The organism is Simplicispira piscis (assembly GCF_054783455.1).
Genome location: NZ_BAAGQN010000015.1, coordinates 388,504 through 405,579 on the forward strand (window position 1 = coordinate 388,504; position 17,076 = coordinate 405,579).

At 63.8% G+C, this 17,076-nt stretch carries 20 protein-coding genes; 11 read left to right on the plus strand and 9 right to left on the minus strand.

Annotated features, from left to right (window positions below):
* The 4 genes from ACYVOC_RS11525 to ACYVOC_RS11540 form a co-directional block, all read right to left on the minus strand.
* A partial coding sequence (locus ACYVOC_RS11525; RefSeq protein WP_461161896.1) for a DODA-type extradiol aromatic ring-opening family dioxygenase occupies positions 1-610 on the minus strand: 610 nt, incomplete at its 3' end.
* 124 nt (positions 611-734) lie between these two features.
* Positions 735-1,145: an alternative ribosome rescue aminoacyl-tRNA hydrolase ArfB gene (gene arfB / locus ACYVOC_RS11530; RefSeq protein WP_461161897.1), complete on the minus strand. Its 411-nt coding sequence runs from the start codon at positions 1,143-1,145 to the stop codon at positions 735-737.
* A gap of 22 nt (positions 1,146-1,167) precedes the next feature.
* On the minus strand, positions 1,168-1,635 hold the full coding sequence (gene aroQ / locus ACYVOC_RS11535) for a type II 3-dehydroquinate dehydratase (protein ID WP_461161898.1): 468 nt from the start codon (positions 1,633-1,635) through the stop codon (positions 1,168-1,170).
* A 159-nt stretch (positions 1,636-1,794) separates the two neighbouring features.
* Entirely contained in the window at positions 1,795-2,139 is a 345-nt protein-coding gene (locus tag ACYVOC_RS11540; RefSeq protein WP_461161899.1) for a hypothetical protein, read from the minus strand.
* A gap of 171 nt (positions 2,140-2,310) precedes the next feature.
* Here ACYVOC_RS11540 and ACYVOC_RS11545 point away from each other — a divergent pair, with 171 nt between their 5' ends.
* From ACYVOC_RS11545 to ACYVOC_RS11565, 5 genes are all read left to right on the plus strand, one after another.
* Positions 2,311-4,140, plus strand: coding sequence for a glutamine--tRNA ligase/YqeY domain fusion protein (locus tag ACYVOC_RS11545; protein WP_461161900.1), 1,830 nt, complete (start codon positions 2,311-2,313; stop codon positions 4,138-4,140).
* Between the two features lie 11 nt (positions 4,141-4,151).
* On the plus strand, positions 4,152-5,021 hold the full coding sequence (locus ACYVOC_RS11550; RefSeq protein ID WP_116004531.1) for a GIY-YIG nuclease family protein: 870 nt from the start codon (positions 4,152-4,154) through the stop codon (positions 5,019-5,021).
* 26 nt (positions 5,022-5,047) lie between these two features.
* Complete coding sequence (locus ACYVOC_RS11555) at positions 5,048-5,575, plus strand: zeta toxin family protein (protein ID WP_116004532.1); 528 nt, start codon at positions 5,048-5,050, stop codon at positions 5,573-5,575.
* Entirely contained in the window at positions 5,572-5,802 is a 231-nt protein-coding gene (locus ACYVOC_RS11560; protein ID WP_116004533.1) for a hypothetical protein, read from the plus strand. The genes ACYVOC_RS11555 and ACYVOC_RS11560 overlap by 4 nt, the downstream gene beginning before the upstream one ends.
* 326 nt (positions 5,803-6,128) lie before the next feature.
* Entirely contained in the window at positions 6,129-6,446 is a 318-nt protein-coding gene (locus tag ACYVOC_RS11565; protein ID WP_461161901.1) for a hypothetical protein, read from the plus strand.
* A 132-nt stretch (positions 6,447-6,578) separates the two neighbouring features.
* On the opposite strand, the gene ACYVOC_RS11570 is transcribed toward ACYVOC_RS11565, so the two are convergent.
* Positions 6,579-7,526 (minus strand): M14 family metallopeptidase, encoded by a 948-nt coding sequence (locus tag ACYVOC_RS11570; protein ID WP_461161902.1) that lies wholly within the window; start codon positions 7,524-7,526, stop codon positions 6,579-6,581.
* A 91-nt stretch (positions 7,527-7,617) separates the two neighbouring features.
* On the opposite strand from ACYVOC_RS11570, the gene ACYVOC_RS11575 reads away from it, so the two are divergent.
* The 4 genes from ACYVOC_RS11575 to ACYVOC_RS11590 all read left to right on the plus strand — a co-directional run bounded on the left by ACYVOC_RS11575 (position 7,618) and on the right by ACYVOC_RS11590 (position 11,290).
* Positions 7,618-7,950: a hypothetical protein gene (locus ACYVOC_RS11575; RefSeq protein WP_461161903.1), complete on the plus strand. Its 333-nt coding sequence runs from the start codon at positions 7,618-7,620 to the stop codon at positions 7,948-7,950.
* A 141-nt stretch (positions 7,951-8,091) separates the two neighbouring features.
* Positions 8,092-9,513, plus strand: coding sequence for a S1 family peptidase (locus ACYVOC_RS11580; RefSeq protein ID WP_461161904.1), 1,422 nt, complete (start codon positions 8,092-8,094; stop codon positions 9,511-9,513).
* Positions 9,510-10,493 (plus strand): FHA domain-containing protein, encoded by a 984-nt coding sequence (locus ACYVOC_RS11585; protein ID WP_461161905.1) that lies wholly within the window; start codon positions 9,510-9,512, stop codon positions 10,491-10,493. Before ACYVOC_RS11580 ends, ACYVOC_RS11585 begins: the two co-directional genes overlap by 4 nt.
* Positions 10,494-10,732: 239 nt before the next feature.
* Positions 10,733-11,290 (plus strand): DUF924 family protein, encoded by a 558-nt coding sequence (locus tag ACYVOC_RS11590; RefSeq protein WP_461161906.1) that lies wholly within the window; start codon positions 10,733-10,735, stop codon positions 11,288-11,290.
* A 295-nt stretch (positions 11,291-11,585) separates the two neighbouring features.
* Here ACYVOC_RS11590 and ACYVOC_RS11595 read toward each other — a convergent pair whose 3' ends face one another.
* Together ACYVOC_RS11595 and ACYVOC_RS11600 are read right to left on the minus strand one after the other, a co-directional pair.
* Positions 11,586-12,323: an SOS response-associated peptidase gene (locus tag ACYVOC_RS11595; RefSeq protein ID WP_116004539.1), complete on the minus strand. Its 738-nt coding sequence runs from the start codon at positions 12,321-12,323 to the stop codon at positions 11,586-11,588.
* 207 nt (positions 12,324-12,530) lie between these two features.
* The gene (locus tag ACYVOC_RS11600; protein WP_461161907.1) at positions 12,531-12,995 is read right to left on the minus strand and encodes a methyltransferase family protein; all 465 of its coding nucleotides are present in this window, start codon (positions 12,993-12,995) and stop codon (positions 12,531-12,533) included.
* A 184-nt stretch (positions 12,996-13,179) separates the two neighbouring features.
* On the opposite strand from ACYVOC_RS11600, the gene ACYVOC_RS11605 reads away from it, so the two are divergent.
* Complete coding sequence (locus tag ACYVOC_RS11605) at positions 13,180-13,428, plus strand: hypothetical protein (protein ID WP_116004541.1); 249 nt, start codon at positions 13,180-13,182, stop codon at positions 13,426-13,428.
* 33 nt (positions 13,429-13,461) lie between these two features.
* On the opposite strand, the gene ACYVOC_RS11610 is transcribed toward ACYVOC_RS11605, so the two are convergent.
* Entirely contained in the window at positions 13,462-14,004 is a 543-nt protein-coding gene (locus ACYVOC_RS11610) for a DUF2242 domain-containing protein (protein ID WP_116006107.1), read from the minus strand.
* Positions 14,005-14,211: 207 nt separating this feature from the next.
* On the opposite strand from ACYVOC_RS11610, the gene ACYVOC_RS11615 reads away from it, so the two are divergent.
* Positions 14,212-15,096: a peptidoglycan DD-metalloendopeptidase family protein gene (locus ACYVOC_RS11615; protein WP_461161908.1), complete on the plus strand. Its 885-nt coding sequence runs from the start codon at positions 14,212-14,214 to the stop codon at positions 15,094-15,096.
* Between the two features lie 70 nt (positions 15,097-15,166).
* On the opposite strand, the gene ACYVOC_RS11620 is transcribed toward ACYVOC_RS11615, so the two are convergent.
* Positions 15,167-16,894, minus strand: coding sequence for an AMP-binding protein (locus ACYVOC_RS11620; RefSeq protein ID WP_461161909.1), 1,728 nt, complete (start codon positions 16,892-16,894; stop codon positions 15,167-15,169).
* Between the last annotated feature and the right edge of the window lie 182 nt (positions 16,895-17,076).

Sequence of the window (17,076 nt, forward strand, 5' to 3'; positions counted from 1 at the left end):
CGATCCAGCGGCTGAACTCCAGCACGTAGGGCGCGGGCTCACGTGCGCCGCCAAAAAACTCGGCCAGGTTATGCGTCATGCTGCCCGACCCCACCACCAGTACACCTTGGCTGCGCAGCCCGCGCAGGGCCGCGCCCAGCGCGTACACCTCGGCCGGCCCTGCGTCCGCGGGCAAGGCCACCTGCACCACGGGCACGTCGGCGGTCGGAAACAGGTGCATCAGGGGCACCCAGGCACCGTGGTCGAACGGGCGCAGGGCATCACCCCGCGCCGCCACGCCTGCGGCCTGCAGCAGCGCCAGTACCTCCTGCGCCAGCGCCGGAGCGCCCGGTGCGGGGTATTGCAGTGCATACAGCTCGGGCGGAAAACCACCAAAGTCGTGCAAGGTAGCGGGCTGTGCGCCGGTTGTTACCAAAGCCTCACGTTCCATCCAGTGCGGCGACAGGATGACCACGCCACGCAGTGCCGGAAACTGGGCGCGCAAACCCCGGCCCCATTGGGTCAGGGCCGGGCCGGTTTCACCCACATCGAGGGCGAACAAAGGTGCGCCGTGCGACACAAACAGCGCGGGAATCGTATGGCCAGGGAAGGCGTTGGCAAGGGTATTCATGGTGTTCATCCTTTACCGACCACTTTAAAAGCAATGGCACCGCGCATAAACCCCTGACGATGCGACGCTTTGTTTCAAAATCAGTACCAATCCTGGCCGCACCACGGCACAACATGGGATGTTGTCAGTCAATCACCCGGCTGCGCAAAGCTTTGGTCTGACCGCGCTGGCTTTTGGACTCCAGGCGCCGCTGCTTCGACCCATAGGTGGGTTTGGTGGGCCGGCGCACCAGGGGTGCCCGGGCCACGCTTGCCACCAATGCGTTAAGCCGGGCCAGGGCGTCGGCGCGGTTTTGATCCTGGCTGCGGTACTGCTGGGCTTTGATGACGACCACGCCTTCTTGCGTGATGCGGCTGTCGCGCAGCGCCAGCAGCCGCGCCTTGACGTCGAGCGGCAGCGACGAAGCACCAATGTCAAAGCGCAAGTGCACAGCGCTCGACACCTTGTTCACGTTCTGCCCGCCCGCCCCTTGCGCGCGCATGGCGGTGAACTCGACCTCGGACTCGTCGATCAGAAACACTGCATCAACTGCCACCGCGTTGCCCCCGCGCCTCGCATCAAGGCTGCATCTGCGCCAGCGCGTCGATGGCCAGCCCATAGCCCTGCACGCCAAAGCCGCACATCACAGCACGAGCCACGGCCGACAGGTACGAATGGTGGCGAAACGGCTCGCGCGCATGCACGTTGCTGATGTGCAGTTCAATCAGCGTCACCCCCGTGCCCTTGACGGCGTCGGGCAGCGCCACGCTGGTGTGGGTGTAGGCACCGGCGTTCAGTACCAGGCCCGCCAGATTGCCCGCTGCATGCAGGCGCCCGGCCTCATGAATCCAGTCCAGCAGGGCCCCCTCGTGGTTGCTTTGATGAAAACGCAGCGCAAAGCCATGGCGAGTGCATGCGGCGGCGCAGATCTGCTCTACATCGGCCAGCGTGTGGGCGCCATACACCGCGGGCTCGCGCGTACCCAGCAGGTTCAGATTGGGGCCATTGAGGACAAAAACGGTTTTCACGGGGAGCACTCCAGGCATTGCACCTGCCGGTCAGCACCGCCAGCAGGCCAGAACGCAAGATTATGCGGCGCACAAAGCACAAAGCACAAAGCACAAGGCAGCCCAAAGGCTGCCTTGCAGATCAAAAGACCACCGGGGTTGCGCCTAACGAGCCTCCCGCAGCAGCCAGTACCTCACTCAGTCGCGGTCGTGGCCACGGTAGTGGCGGTGGTGGCGATGGCGGTCGCCCCGGTAGCCTTCGCCATAGTAATAAGGGCGCGGCGGAGGTGCGTAATACACCGGTGGTGGAGGCGCGTAGTACACCGGGGGCGGGGGTGCGTAATACACCGGGCGCGGAGCCACGTATACCGGCGCCGGGGCGTAATAGCCACCATTGCTGGCTCCCACCACGACACCGGGCACACCAATGCCCACCGACCAATTAACGTCGCTGCGGGCATGGGCAGCGCCCGCACCAGTCAGCAGAGCCAGCGCCACCCCTGCGGCTGCCGCCATGGCTTGGAAAGAACGGGTGATGGTCATAAAAGCCTCCTGTTGAGTGAAACGGCCCGCCTCGTGCGTTGGCCCTGTCCGTGCTTAACGCGCCAGACAGCCGAAAGGATGGCATAAAAAGCACCTTATATTGTTTCTGGAGGTACACACCCCATCTTGGAACGCGCAAAACATCACGGGTGCGCCGCCTAAAATGGCCGCATGAGCACCCCCACCCCCGCCCACACTGCCCCCGCAGCCCCTGCTGCCACCCCGGAAGCCGCCCGCCCCAGCAACTTCCTGCGCCAGATTATCGAAAGCGACCTGGCACAAGGCACCTACGCCCAGCGCCGCTGGGCCGGCAGCCCCGGCGACGCCGCCCACCAAGCCGCAGGCGAGCCCGACCCAGCGAAGATTCGCACCCGCTTCCCGCCCGAGCCCAACGGCTACCTGCACATCGGCCACGCCAAAAGCATTTGCATCAACTTTGGCCTGGCGCGCGACTACCAAGGTGTGTGCCACTTGCGCTTTGACGACACCAACCCCGAAAAAGAAGACACCGAATACGTCAACAGCATCATCGACGCGGTCAAATGGCTCGGCTTTGACTGGAGCCAGAGCGGCAACGACAAGCCCTACCAGGCCAGCGACTACTTCGACTTCATGTACCGCGCGGCCGAGTATTTGATCGAAGCAGGCCACGCCTACGTGGACGAACAAACCGCCGAACAAATGCGTGCCAACCGGGGCGACTTTGGCAAGCCCGGCGTAGACAGCCCTTTCCGCACCCGCTCCCCGGCCGAGAACCTGCGCATCTTCCGCGAGATGAAGGGCGGCGAGCATGAAGACGGATCGATGGTGCTGCGCGCCAAGATCGACATGGCCAGTCCCAACATCAACATGCGCGACCCGGCCATCTACCGCATACGCCGCGCCACGCACCACAACACGGGCGACACCTGGTGCATCTACCCCATGTACACCTACGCGCACCCGATTGAAGACGCGCTGGAGCAGATCACCCACAGCTTTTGCACGCTGGAATTTGAAGACCAGCGCCCGTTTTACGACTGGCTGCTGGAGCGCCTCATCGAAGGAAAACTGCTCAGCGCTCCGCCCCCGCGCCAGTACGAGTTTGCGCGCCTGAACCTCACCTACGTCATCACCAGCAAACGCAAACTCGCCCAATTGGTGTACGACCACAAGGTGAGCGGCTGGGACGACCCCCGCATGCCCACCATCGTGGGCCTGCGCCGCCGTGGCTACACGCCCGCCAGCCTGCAGCTGTTTGCCGAACGCATTGGCGTCACCAAAAGCGACAGCTGGATCGACTACGGCACGCTCGAAGGCTGCCTGCGCGAAGACCTTGAATTGAAAGCCCACCGCGGCATGGCCGTGCTCAACCCCGTCAAGCTGGTGCTGACCAACTGGGACGAAGTTTTTGCAGCAGGCCACCTGGAACCCTGCACATTACCCGCCCTGCCCAACGTGCCCGAAGGCACCGAGCCCCCCGCCCCGCGCCAATTCACCATTGGCAAAGAGGTGTGGATTGAGCGCGAAGACTACGAAGAAGTGCCGCCCAAGGGCTACAAGCGCTTGTTCCCCGGCAACAAGGTGCGGCTCAAGGGCGGCTACGTCATCGAATGCACCGGCGCCAACAAAGACGCCAACGGGGTCATCACCGAAGTGCTGGCTACCGTGGTGCCCGACACCAAGAGCGGCACGCCCGGCAGCGAAACCGTCAAGGTCAAAGCCGCCATCACCTGGGTGGGCGTGCAGGATGGCGTGACCGCCGAAGTGCGCATGTACGACCGCTTGTTTCTGGATGCCCACCCCGACGCGGGCGGCAAAGACTTCATTGAGAGTTTGAACCCGAAAAGCCTGAAGGTGGTCACCGCGATTGTTGAGCCTTCATTGGCGAATGCGTTGCCGGACCAGAAGTTTCAGTTTGAGCGGCACGGGTACTTTGTGGCGGATAGGGGGGATCACGTGCAAGGCACGAAGCCGGTGTTTAACTTGGCGGTGGGGTTGAAGGATAGTTGGGGGAAGTAGTTCCAAAAACCATGTCCCGCCCCCAAACCATCCAAATCTACCTCCCCACCGGTGACCCGCGCGGCATGCGGGTGGCCGAGATCACGACGCGCATCGTTCGGGTCATTGAAGTGCCGCGCAGCCAGTTGGCGGACTTCCTCAAGATGCCCGAGGCGCAGCAGGTGGGCGTGTACTTTTTGATGGGCGAATTGTCCGAGGCGGGGTTACCGCGCGCATACATCGGCCAGTCTGGCAACGTGGGCAGCCGACTGGTGCAACAGAACAAAGACAAAGACTTCTGGAACCGTGCGCTGGTAGTTATCTCGCTGACCAACAGCATGACGCAAACGCACGCGCTGTTTTTGGAATGGTTTGCCATTGCTGAGGCCACCAAGGCCGGGCGCTACAGCTTGGAGAACGGCAACACCGGCTCGCAGCCCTACACGCCCGCCCCGCTACAAGCCGACTGCCACGAGATTCACGAAACCGCAGCCACCCTGCTGGCCACGCTGGGCCAACCGATTTTTGAACCTTTGGTCAACGCCCCACCCGCCAAGGGCGCGCCAGAGCTGTTCTATTGCAAAGGCTCAGGCGCGAATGGCGTGGGCGAGTACACCGCCGAGGGGTTTGTGGTGCTCAAGGGCTCACGCGGGCGACTGGAGAACGTGGCATCGATCCAAGGCACCTCCAGCGAGCGCTTTCGCGAAAAACTGCTGAAGGAAGGCATCTTGAACATCGACAACGGCGGCGTGGTGTTCACCCGCGACACTCTGTTCACCAGCCCCAGCATGGCCGCCACCGCTTTACAGGGGCGTTCTGCCAACGGCTGGGTGGAGTGGAAAGACGCCAAAGGCAGAACGCTGGATGAAGTCAAGCGGCAAGCGATTGCCTCCACAGCCTGACGCAGTGCGACAAGAAACAGCACCCTATGGTTCAAACGTCTCCTCGCGCCATCATCATCGCAGGCCCCAACGGGGCTGGTAAGACGACATTTGCACGCGAGTTTTTGCCGTTTGAAGCCCAGTGCCCGATATTCGTCAATGCAGATCTGATTGCCGCAGGCTTGTCACCCTTTGCACCCGAGGTAGCGGCCATCAAAGCCGCGCGCATCATGCTGGCGGAAATCGATGACCACGTCGCCCATGGTCGCAGTTTTGCCCTGGAAACCACCCTGTCGGGTCGAGCCTATGCAGCAAAACTACTGTATTGGCGTTCACTCGGCTACCACGTCAGCTTGTATTTTTTGAAGCTACCAACCGCTGAAATGGCCATTGACCGGGTGCGGTTGAGAGTGAGTCAGGGCGGGCACAACATCCCAGAAGATGTCGTTCGGCGGCGGTTTAAGGCAGGGCTGAACCAGTTCGAAAACACCTACAAACCCATCGTCAATGCCTGGTTTCTCTATGACAACCAGCGTCGTCAGCCGATACTGCTGGCACAAGGAGGCAACCCATGAGTGCAATATTGACCCCCACGCCCCCCATCGCTGACCCAGCGCAGGCTGCATTGGCCGCTTTGGCACGCGCTGGGCTGCGTGCGGCCGAAGACGCACGGCGTGCCAACACCTACATGGTGGTGGCCGAAGATGGGGAAGTGCAGCACATCAGCCCGCACGACTATTTGCTGATGCGCCAAGAGCAGGCCACGCTGCCAGAAGCTCAAAACGGCACCACGAGCCACTGAAATTTCTCGGAGTATCCGGGGCATATTTCCAAAAAACATTCGGTGTCTCATTCCAGTTTTGGAGGCCTCCTGCGCGCAGGCGATCAAAAAATGCGGGCCTTGCGGCGCATCGTGCCTACTACCTAAAACTTATTTGCTATTTTTAATAGCTTCTACCGCTTACTGCACAAGCGTTAGAGGCGATTTTTAGTGCGGCCATTTGAAAATTCAGCCGACCTGCCTGACACACTCAAGCCCATGCAGCCCAACGGGTACGTGCGGCAGCCTGGGCCGACGGCACGTGCAGTGGTGATGAGTGCCGCACGTTTTGAGATACAAACACCGCCATGCCTCACCCCCAGCCCCTACCGCCCAGTTTCGCCCCCACCTATTCCCACGTACCGCTCGGCCCGCTGGCGGGCCCCTTGCAGCTTTTGCCGGTCAATGCCGGGGTGGTGGCAGTGCACACGGCCGATGGCGCACATGTGGGCTCGCTCAAACATGTGGGCGGGGTCTGGAAGTTCAAAGCCATGGGCTACGACGCGGGCGGCGGCATGGAACCAGGCCACGGCCCGCTGACGGGGCAGCACAACATGCAGTTCGCCACGCTGGATGCCGCCGAGGTGAGCGCCCGGTTGCTTGGGGCTCTACTGAACCCGCCGTAAGAGGTAACCACCCTCAAGCCCCCGTGGGCGTCAAATATTCAACGGCAGATTTGCTCCGTTTATAGTAGCTACTAACGCTTACCTATCAAGCGCTAGAGGCCTATTTGGCACTGAAACGGTCAGCAAACAGCGCTACTTCGTTTCCCCACTCACAAACTCCACCGCAGCACACACCGCCGCCACCTGCGCCTCGATGCACTGCTCTGGCGTGGCACGGAGACTGTCGGGGTAGACCTCCGTCGTCGTGGTGTAGCGCGCGCCGCTGATGCTGGCGCACAGGCCCAGCTGCTTCATGGCGTACCGGATCACGCCTGGCGCCACCACGGGCGAGCCGATGATTTCGTTCTTCTCGTCCGCAGGCGCGATGTGCGTCACACGGCCCACGGCCTCGATGATGGCTTGCTGGAATGCGGGCTGCGGGTTGTCGGTGTCGTCCACCAGGTAGAAGCCGTCGGGGATGCTGCCGGGCTCGAACACCTTGCCGTCGCGCGCGGCCACGGCGGGGCGGTATTCGGATTCGTCGGTGTTAGTCGTTTCATGCAGGTCGATGTGGGCGGCGAATTGGCCATATTGGCTCTGGTGCTGCGCCACCAGCCGCATGAGGGCGAGGGATTCCTGCGCGGGTGAGCCTTCTTTGAACGCGCGGTTGGGGTCGATGGCGTCGAAGTTCCAGCGCTGAAAACGCTCGTACGCCCAGGGGCTCACACACGGCACCACCAGCAGGTTGGCGCGGCCTGCAAAGCGGTCGGCCTGCGTGTCTGCAAACCGCAGCGCGCCGTGCACCCCGCTGGTTTCGTAGCCGTGCACCCCGCCGGTCACCAGCACGCTGGGCAGGCCGGGCTGCCAGTGGCGGCTGCGGATGGCGCGCAGGGGAAAGCGCTCTGCCGGGTGCTGGGTGTCGGCATAGACCACATCGCCATACAGTTCCACATCCAACCGGCCGCGCAGTGCCTCGATGGCCGTGAGCACGTCGTCGGCGTAGCTGCGCTGGCGCACCTGGCGCGTGCGCCACTGGTCGCGTTCTGCGGCGCCCCAGGGTTGGCCGGGTGTGCCGACGGGGTAGAAAAAGGTTTCAGTCATGGTGCGGGAGTGCGGGGCGATGCGTCTGATGTCGGTAGGGGTTGGCGCGGTACAGCGCATTCATAGAATACCGGGCATTGGTCCGTGCCCTATGCCCTACCGCCGCAAGCCCCACCACCACGTCTACGTGGTCGAACTCTCCAAAGACGTACTGCGGGAGCCGCGCTTTCGCCGGTGCAACCCGGGCTATATAGAAGGCAAGCCCTGCGTGTACGTGGGCATGACAGGGCTGGACCCGGATGTTCGGTTTGACAAGCACAAGGCGGGCATCCAGGCCAACCGCTTTGTGGCGCAATACGGCCTGCACCTGCTGCCCGATTTGTACGAGGGCTTTAACCCCATGCGCTACGAAGACGCGGTGGACCGGGAGATCGAGATCGGCATCGACCTGCGCTCGGCAGGTTTTGGGGTGTGGCAGGCCTGAGCCCAAGGCAGCAGAAGAATGGGGGCCAAGCCACAAGGCTGGGTAACGGCCTGCTGAGCGGGCGCCATTGCGCGGCAGCAGGCGTGCAATAAATCAGCACCCGCGCATTTTGCTGCGCCATCGCATTCATACAATGCCGCAATGCCTTTTCCCACGTTGCGGCCGCGCCCGCTTGTCAGCTTGCTCCTTGTGCTGGCCTGCAGTTTGGCCACCGCCCAAACGGCACCCCACCCGGCGCCCGTGGGCACACCGGCCGCTCACACGCCGGTCGTGGCGCCCCCAGGGGCACCCTCCCCGGCGCTTGCACCGCCTGCACCGGCCGCCGCCGCAGAGCCCACCGCGGCGCTGTCCCGCGATGCGCGGCGCATTTACGAACTCTCGCGCGACAAGCTGGTGCAGATCCGCACGCTGCTGCGCAACGCCAACACGCAGGCGTCGATTGGCTCGGGCTTTTTTGTGTCAAACGACGGCCTGATCGTCACCAACTTCCATGTGGCGAGCCAGCTGGCGCTGGAGCCCGAGCGTTACCGCGCCGTGTACGTCACGATGGAGGGGCAGGAGGGCGAAGTCGAACTGCTGGCGTTTGACGTGCAGCGCGACCTGGCTGTGCTGCGCGCCAAAGCCCGCACGGCCCCCGCGCCAGTGCTTCACTTTCGGCCCGCCGCCGCAGCTTTGGCGCAGGGCGAGCGCATTTACTCGCTCGGCAACCCGCTGGACATTGGTTTTGCCGTGACCGAGGGCACCTACAACGGTCTGGTGCGGCGCAGCTTTTATCCGCGCATCTTTTTTGGCGGCACACTCAACCCCGGCATGAGCGGCGGCCCGGCAGTGGACGATGCCGGGCGGGTGCTGGGCGTGAATGTGGCCAAGCGGCTCGATGGCGAGGAGGTGAGCTTTTTGGTGCCCGCCGAATTCGCCCAGGCGCTGGTACAGCGCGCAGCCAACGCCCAGCCCATCACCCAACCGGCCTATGGCGAAGTGACCAAGCAATTGTTGGTGCACCAGCAGTTGCTGACCGAGCGTTTCTTGAAAACACCATTTCAGGAGCAGCGCCACGGCAACTACCGCGTGCCGGTGCCTGACGACGCGCTGGCACGTTGCTGGGGCTCGGGGCGCGACCCCAACTTTCCCAGCCTGAACCTGCAGCGCACCAAGTGCCAGGCCGACAGCCATGTGGTGGCCGGTGACTTCAACACCGGCACAGTGCACATGGGCTACGAGGCTTACGACGCGCCCACCCTGGGCGCAGCGCGGTTTGCCCGGGTGTTTTCCCAGAGTTTTGGCAACGAGCCCTTTCTGAAGCGCGGCAACCGCCACCAGACGGCCGTGGAATGCACCGAAAGCTACGTGGACGCAGGCAGCCTGCCCATGCGGGCGGTGGTCTGCATGTCGGCCTACCGCAAGCTGCCCGGCCTGTACGACATGACCGTGCTGGCCCTGTCCATCAACCAGCCGACGCAGGGCGTGCTGGGCCGCATGGACGTGCAAGGTGTCGCTTTCGACAACGGCATGAAACTGGCGAGCCACTACCTGCAAGCCTTTCGCTGGGAGGCCGCGCCATGATGCCGACCCTGGGACTGCTGGAAGCCTTTGACCGCCACAGCGCCTTGCTGGCGCGCACGCCGATTACGCGCTGGCCTGTGACTGTGGGCCGAAGGCTCGATTGCGATCTGGTGCTGGACGACCCGTTTGTGGCCCCCACCCACCTGCGCATTGACCGGCCGGTGGACGCGCCCCGCACGGTGCATGTGGCGGTGCTGGAAACCCGCAACGGCGCAGGCCTGCAAGGCAAACACTACGGCAAAGGCGAAGGCTTCGACTGGCCCGACGGTACGCCGCTGGACATTGGCCGCACCCGCATCACGCTGCGCCTGGCCGACACGGCCATCGCCGACGAGCAGGCGCTGCCGCAGTTCCCATGGCGCAGGGTTGCCATTACAGCCGTACTGGTGGCATTGGTGGCGGCTGTGGTGCTGGGCTCGTCGTGGCTGGAGGCAAACGATGCATCCAAATTCCTGAAATCGTTGCCCGGCTTGCTGCTGAGCATGCTGTTGGTGCTGGGTATCTGGTCGGGGCTGTGGGCGGTCGCCAACAAGGTATTTGACGGCCACTTGCAGTTCTGGCGCCATGCGCGCATTGCCTGCGCTGCATACCTTGTAGCCGAGGCGGTGCAGCTGGCCACCAGCCTGGCTGCATTCGCTTTCTCCTGGGAGGCTTTGTCGCACTTCGCCTACCTGCTCATGGTGCTGGTGCTCGCCGGGGGCCTGTATGCCCACCTGGCGGCGGTGCTGCCGCGCCGCCGCGCTGGTCTGGCCTGGACGGTGGCTGCGGTCGTGGCCTTGGGTATACCGGCCTGGCTGGGTACGCAGTGGCTCGACCGCATGCGCCTATCGAACACGCTTTACATGAGCAGCCTGTTCCCGCCAAGCCTGCGCATGGCCCCGGCCGTGCCTGTTCCGCAGTTTCTGCAGAAAGCCCAGTCGCTGCGCGGCAAGCTCGATCGCCGCCTGCGCGATGACGGCCAAGCGGACGATGACGAATAATTCCTTTTTTCAATCAATCGCGTACGCAAAGGCGGCAAAGTCATCGTTTGATTGAGAAATGGAACAGGCGCCAAGGTCGTCGCCGCAGCAGTGCATGGGCTAACGCCCGGTAAGCCGCCCTGTCGGATGCCAGGTTTTGCCACATGCCCTGGGCCTGGAATGCGCGGTTTGGCGTATCTTGGACAGGTACTCCCCTGCTATCCATCGACAAGCCCGCACCACACGATTCTCCAGGCACCATGAAAAACCACCGCCCCGTCAGCCCCGAAACCATTCTTCAGTTCTGGTTTGAAGAACTGACTGCCCCACAGCACTTTGCCAAAGACGCCGCGCTGGACGCCGCCATTGCCACCCGCTTTGGCGCCACGCTGGAGGCCGCCACACGGTGCGAGCTGTATGCGTGGCGCGCCACCGCACCGGGGCGGCTGGCAGAAATACTGGTGCTGGACCAGTTCTCGCGCAATGTGTACCGCGACACACCGCGTGCCTTTGCGCACGACGCCATGGCCCTGGTGCTGGCACAAGAGCTGGTGGCCAGTGGGCAAGACCGCGGCCTGCCGCCCGCGCAGCGCGCCTTTGCCTATCTGCCGTACATGCACAGCGAATCTGGCGTGGTGCATGTGCAGGCAGTGCAACTCTTCTCGCAGCCGGGGCTGGAGGACAACCTGCGCTTTGAACTGCAGCACAAAGCCATCATCGACCGCTTTGGCCGCTACCCGCACCGCAACGCCGTGCTGGGTCGCGCTTCCAGCGATGAAGAACTGGCGTTTCTGCGCGAGCCGGGGTCTGCTTTCTAGGAGCCTGTCGGGCTTGGAGCGTCGAAAGCGAGAATCGGCCCCAGCGAGGACAGTTTTTGCCGGATTTGCAGCCCCATAGTCCGGCTATGGGGCAAAAAGACGGTAGAAAATGGACCGCTGCGGTCGATTCGCAGCCGACGATTGCCAAGTCCGACAGGCTCCTAGCCATCATGGTCGCCGCCCCCTATCGACCGCCTGCGGGCCTGGGCGCAGGGCAGCGCAAGCGACCGCACACAAACCATCGCGGCCTGACAGGCGCCAAGCCACGCGCTGCGCCCTCGCGCAGCCCTGCTATTCAACCCTTCGGCTTTTGCACCGGGTTGGCCAGCAGCCAGTTGGCCGGGTAGGCGCGCAAAAATTCGCGGGCCTTTTGGGGGTGGGCGGTGAGCCAGGCGTCGTAAGAGCCTTCGTTCAGCACAGCGGGCATGCGCTTTTCGGTGCCGCCATGCTGGTAGCGGCCCATCAGCGCATGGCTGTTGGCGTTGACGGTGAGCAGCGTAAAGCTGGTGATGGTGTCGCCCTCGGCACCGGTCCAGCATTCCCACAGGCCGGCCACGCCCATGGGCTTGCCGTCAACCCGGGCAATGCGCGTGGGCACGGGCTTGCCGCTGCGCAGGTCGTCCACAAAGAACGCCATCATGGGCACGATGCAGCGCTGCGCGTTCAGCCAGGTGGCGCGGAAGTGGTTGGAGGTGCTGACCGTTTCCTGCCGCGCATTGACGAGTTTGGTCGAGCGCAACTTGGCATCCGACACCGACTTGACCCACGGCGGCACCAGGCCGAATTGCCCGGTCACGAGTTCGCGCACGGGCTTTTCGCGGGCGGGGGGCTCGGTAGGCTCTGATGCGGGTTCTGATTCGAGCACTGGCGTGGGCTCCAGCACGGGCGCAGGATCGGTGCTTTGCATCTTGCGGATAAACACGCCCGGCCTGCGCGGAAAGAGGTCATGCGCCACGGGGGTGTCGGGCGCCGCCACGTGGAAGGCGTCGGGGTACAGCGTGACGGGGTGCACGCTTTCGTAATGGGTGGTCATGCGGCCATGCTATCTGATTCGCAAAACTATGGTCTTGATAGCTGCTAACGCTTACCCATCAAGCGCTAGAGGCACTTTTACCAATAATTCAGTCACCCGGCGCTTATTCCGTTTCTCAATCAATCGAGTACGCGAAGGCGAAGCGCAGACAGTGCTCTAGCACGGCAAGCGAAGCCGACAAAGTAATCGTTTGATTTAGAAATGGAATTACAGCCAGCGCCGCACCTGTGCACAGTAGTCGGTGTAGGGCGCTCCAAAGCGGGCCGCCAGCACACGCTCTTCGGGCTTGATCTGGTAGCGCGTGATATAGGCCACAAACACCAGTGGCCCCAGCACCGCCCACGGCGAGGCCAGGTACAGCGCCAGACCCAACAAGATGAGCACCATCCCCAGGTACATGGGATTGCGCGTAACGCGGTAGACACCCGTGGTCACCACCGCGGCAGCCCGGTTGGGCCGCAACGGGCTGATGGTGGTCTTGGCCTTGAAGAAAGCCCGCAGACCCGCCAAGTCAAGGCACCCACCCACGCCCGCCAACACCAGGGCACCACCCAGGCGAACGCCGTAGGGCACATCCAGCACAGGCGGCAACCACACCGCTGCAGCCACCATGGCCCCGGCGACGGTGGCGGCAACCAGGGGCGGCGGAATTTTCAGTTCAAGCGAAGGCATGGCAATGGTGCGGGCATGGGCAGGACGGCATCATCACACAGCAGAGCGCCCCGGGGCGGCCGCTTTGCCCGGCTGAGGCTGAATACTCTGTTTTCAATAGCAACTGGCCCTGGCGCATGCGACAGGCAGAGCACTTTGTGCGGCAACATGGGTTACCCTCGTCCGATTTACCAAGGAACACAGCATGAAGAAACTCAAAGTCACCATTGAACTGGAAATGGCCGTGCCGGACGACTGGGAGCTGGTGGGCACCTCAGAAGGTACGCCGGTGCTCAAGCTGCCCAATGGCGTGTTCATGGATATTGCCATCGAGCCGCTGTTTGCCAGCGACCCGGAAGATGTCTGGAGCAGCACCGAGGAAGAAGATGTGCTCAACGACATCCTGGACATGGTGGAGAGCGAAGCTGTCACCTACGAATTTGTCACACACTGAGCGCAAAGACAGGCCCGCCGGCGCTCCCCGCTGTCAATCGTCCGCAAGATCGCTGGCGGAGAGGTAGCGGCGCACCAGGTCGAAAAAATTATCGTAAAAACCATCGGCAGCAATCGTCTCGCTGCCGATTCTGACCATGGCCTCGCTGCCGGCCATAAAGGGCAGCGACACCGAACCCAACGCGCCCACACCCAGACTGGCCGAGTTATTGGCCTTTTTGAGGGTGTAGCGGTCTTGCACGGCAGTGACAAAGCCCAGGCTGACCTGCCCGTTGGCCGCATCGGGCACGCACACCACACGGATCAGAATTTGCAGGTGCGATTCGGCGTCGGGCTGGAAGTTTTTCTTGCCCTCCACCTGCTCTGCCGAGGCGGAATTGATGAGGTACCCCTGGCTCAGCAGCGCGCGGCGCGCAGCCTCGCAGGTGTGGGCGGGGCTGGCATCAAACAGGCGCGAGTAGGTCGCCACCGAGCCAAAGCGCTCTTGCGGCCCGTAGTGCTGCACCGGAGGCACGGTGTTGCAGCCCGCCAGCAGCAGGGCCACCATGGCCACGGCCTGCCGGGCGCAGCGGTGCATACGGGCCAGCGGAGGGGCGGTGAGGGTGCCACCAAAAACAATCACGGGGTTTGGGTTCAAGGACAGATTTCTCAAAGAATCGGGGTAGACGCGCACGGGGCCACGCAGTTCCCGGCATTCTATGATTTGCATAGCTGATGGCGCCCGCACAATGGGTGCCCGGCCGTGTTTTGATGCACACCCAGCCCCGCGCTACGGAGACCACCTATGCCTGCCCTACACCCCTCACCGTTTGCCCCCCTTGCCCTGCGCCGCCGCACGGCCCTGCTGGGCACTGTGGGCCTGCTGATACTGCCCGCCGCATCGGCGCAGGCAGCAACTTTGCCGCGCAGCCTGGCGGTGCCCGGTGGCGTGGCGCGGCTGCCGCTCGGGCCGGGCGCAGCACGCCCCGTGGCGCACCTGCAGCAAGGCGGGGTCGATGTGCCTTTGCTGGTATTGGGCGATGCACAGGCATGGACAGCGCTGGTGGGCATTGCCCTGGCGGCAGCCACTGGTCCGGCGCAGATCACCGTGCAGGCCGCCGATGGCAGCCAGCGCACCGTGGCCTTCCGCATTGCGCCCAAACGCTACAGCGAGCAGCGCCTGAAAGTAGCGCCCGGCACGGTGGATTTGTCGCCCGAAGACCAGGCGCGCTTTGAGCGCGAGCGCGCGCACCAGGCGCAGGTGATGGCCACTTTCAGCACACCCTTGCCTGAGGTCTTGGCCCTGCAGGTGCCGGTGCCAGGGCGGCGTTCCAGCTCGTTTGGGCTGCGGCGCGTGTTCAATGGCCAGTCGCGCAATCCGCACAGCGGCATGGACATTGCCGCCCCCACGGGCACCCCGGTGGTGGCACCGCTGCCGGGGCGGGTGATGGATGTGGGTGATTATTTTTTCAACGGCAACACCGTGTGGCTGGACCACGGCGGTGGCCTGCTCACGATGTACTGCCACCTGAGCGCCACCGACGTGCAGCCCGGCGATGTGCTGCAAACCGGCCAGCGCCTGGGCGCGGTGGGCGCCACGGGCCGCGTGACGGGTCCGCACCTGCACTGGGGCGTGATGCTCAACCGCACCATGGTGGACCCGGCACTGTTTTTGGCAGAGCCTTCTTAACTATTAAATTGATAGCTTATAACGCTTATTCATAGGGCGTTACAGGCCTTTTTTGCACTAATTCCTGGTTTCAGGCGGTCTTGGCAACCTGCAGCTGCAACTCGGCAATCATCTGGTCACGCATGACAAATTTCTGCACCTTACCGGTGATGGTCATGGGCATGTCCTCGACGAAGCGGATGTAGCGCGGCACCTTGTAGTGGGCGATCTGGTCGCGGCAGAAGTCGCGCACCTCGTCCTCGGTGCAGGTCTGGCCGGGCTTGGGCACGATCCAGGCGCAGATCTCCTCGCCGTACTTGGCGTCGGGCACGCCGAACACCTGCACCGACTGCACCTTGGGGTGGCGGAACAGGAATTCCTCGATCTCGCGCGGATACACGTTCTCGCCGCCACGGATCAGCATGTCCTTGGCGCGGCCGACGATGTTGCAGTAGCCCTCGGCGTCGATGGTGGCCAGGTCGCCGGTGTGCATCCAGCCGTCCTGCACCGCCTCGCGCGTGCGCGCCTCGTCGCCCCAGTAGCCCTGCATCACCGAGTAGCCGCGCACCAGCAGCTCGCCCTTCTCGCCCACGGGCACCACCTGGCCCTCGGCATCGACCACCTTGGCCTCCAGCATCGGCTGGATGCGGCCCACGGTGGAGACGCGGCGCTCCAGCGGGTCGGTGGTGGAGCTTTGGAACGACACCGGCGAGGTCTCGGTCATGCCGTAGGCGATGGTGATCTCGGAGAGGTGCATCTCGGCGATCACGCGCTTCATGGTCTCAATGGGGCACGGCGAGCCGGCCATGATGCCGGTGCGCAGGCGCGAGAGGTCGAACTCGGCGAAGCGCGGGTGGTCCAGCTCGGCGATGAACATGGTGGGCACGCCGTGCAGCGCGGTGCAGCGTTCCTCGCTCACGGCCTGCAGCGTGGCCACGGGGTCGAACGACTCGCCCGGGAACACCATGGTCGCACCCGTGGACACGCAGGCCAGCACCGCCAGCACCATGCCAAAGCAGTGGTACAGCGGCACAGGGATGCACAGGCTGTCGTTCTCCGAAAAGTTCATGGCCTGCGCGATGAAGCGCGCGTTGTTCACCACGTTATGGTGCGTGAGCGTGGCACCCTTGGGGTTACCCGTGGTGCCGCTGGTGAACTGGATGTTGATGGCGTCGTGGCACGACAGCCCGGTGCCCAGCGCGTCGAGCGCAGCCACATCCACCACGGTGCGGCCTTGCGCCAGCACATCGCCGTAGTTGAGCATGCCGGGCGTGCGCGCGTCGCCCAGACGGATCACCATCTCCAGCGCGGGCATGCGCGCGGCTTTGAGTGCACCGGGCACGCAGCTGGCCAGCTCGGGCGCCAGGCGCTGCAGCATTTCCAGGTACTTCGATGTTTTGAGCTGCTCGGCCGTGACCAGGGCGCGGCAGCCCGAGAGATTGAGCGCGTATTCCAGTTCGGAAATGCGGTAGGCCGGGTTGATGTTGACCAGCACCAGCCCGGCGCGCGCCGTGGCGAACTGCGTCACCAGCCATTCGGCGCGGTTGGGCGACCAGATACCTACACGGTCGCCCACATGCAGGCCCAGCGCGATGAAGCCCGCCGCCAGCGCATCCACCTCGGCCTGGAACTGCGCCCAGGTCCAGCGGATACCCTGCTCGCGAAAGACCACGGCGGGACGGTCGGCAAAGCGTTGCACGGTCTCCAGCAGGAAGCGGTGGATGGGCGCGTCGGACAGCGCAGCGTCGGTGCGGCCCTTGACCTGCGAGAGGCCGTTCAGGGGGGCGATGTTCCAGTCCGTGGCAAGGGATGCGGGCATGCTGCAAATCTCCAAGGGTCGCGCGGGCGCGCAAAAAAGGCTATTGTGCAGACATCCCTCCCACCAAACGGGCCAAAATGGTTGCAAAACCGACCTTTTGGCTCCAGCGCTTGCAGGCAGCAACAACCGTGAAGCTGCCGTAAAGCCGCCGCACCCGGGTCAACCAAACCGGTTGGCGGCGC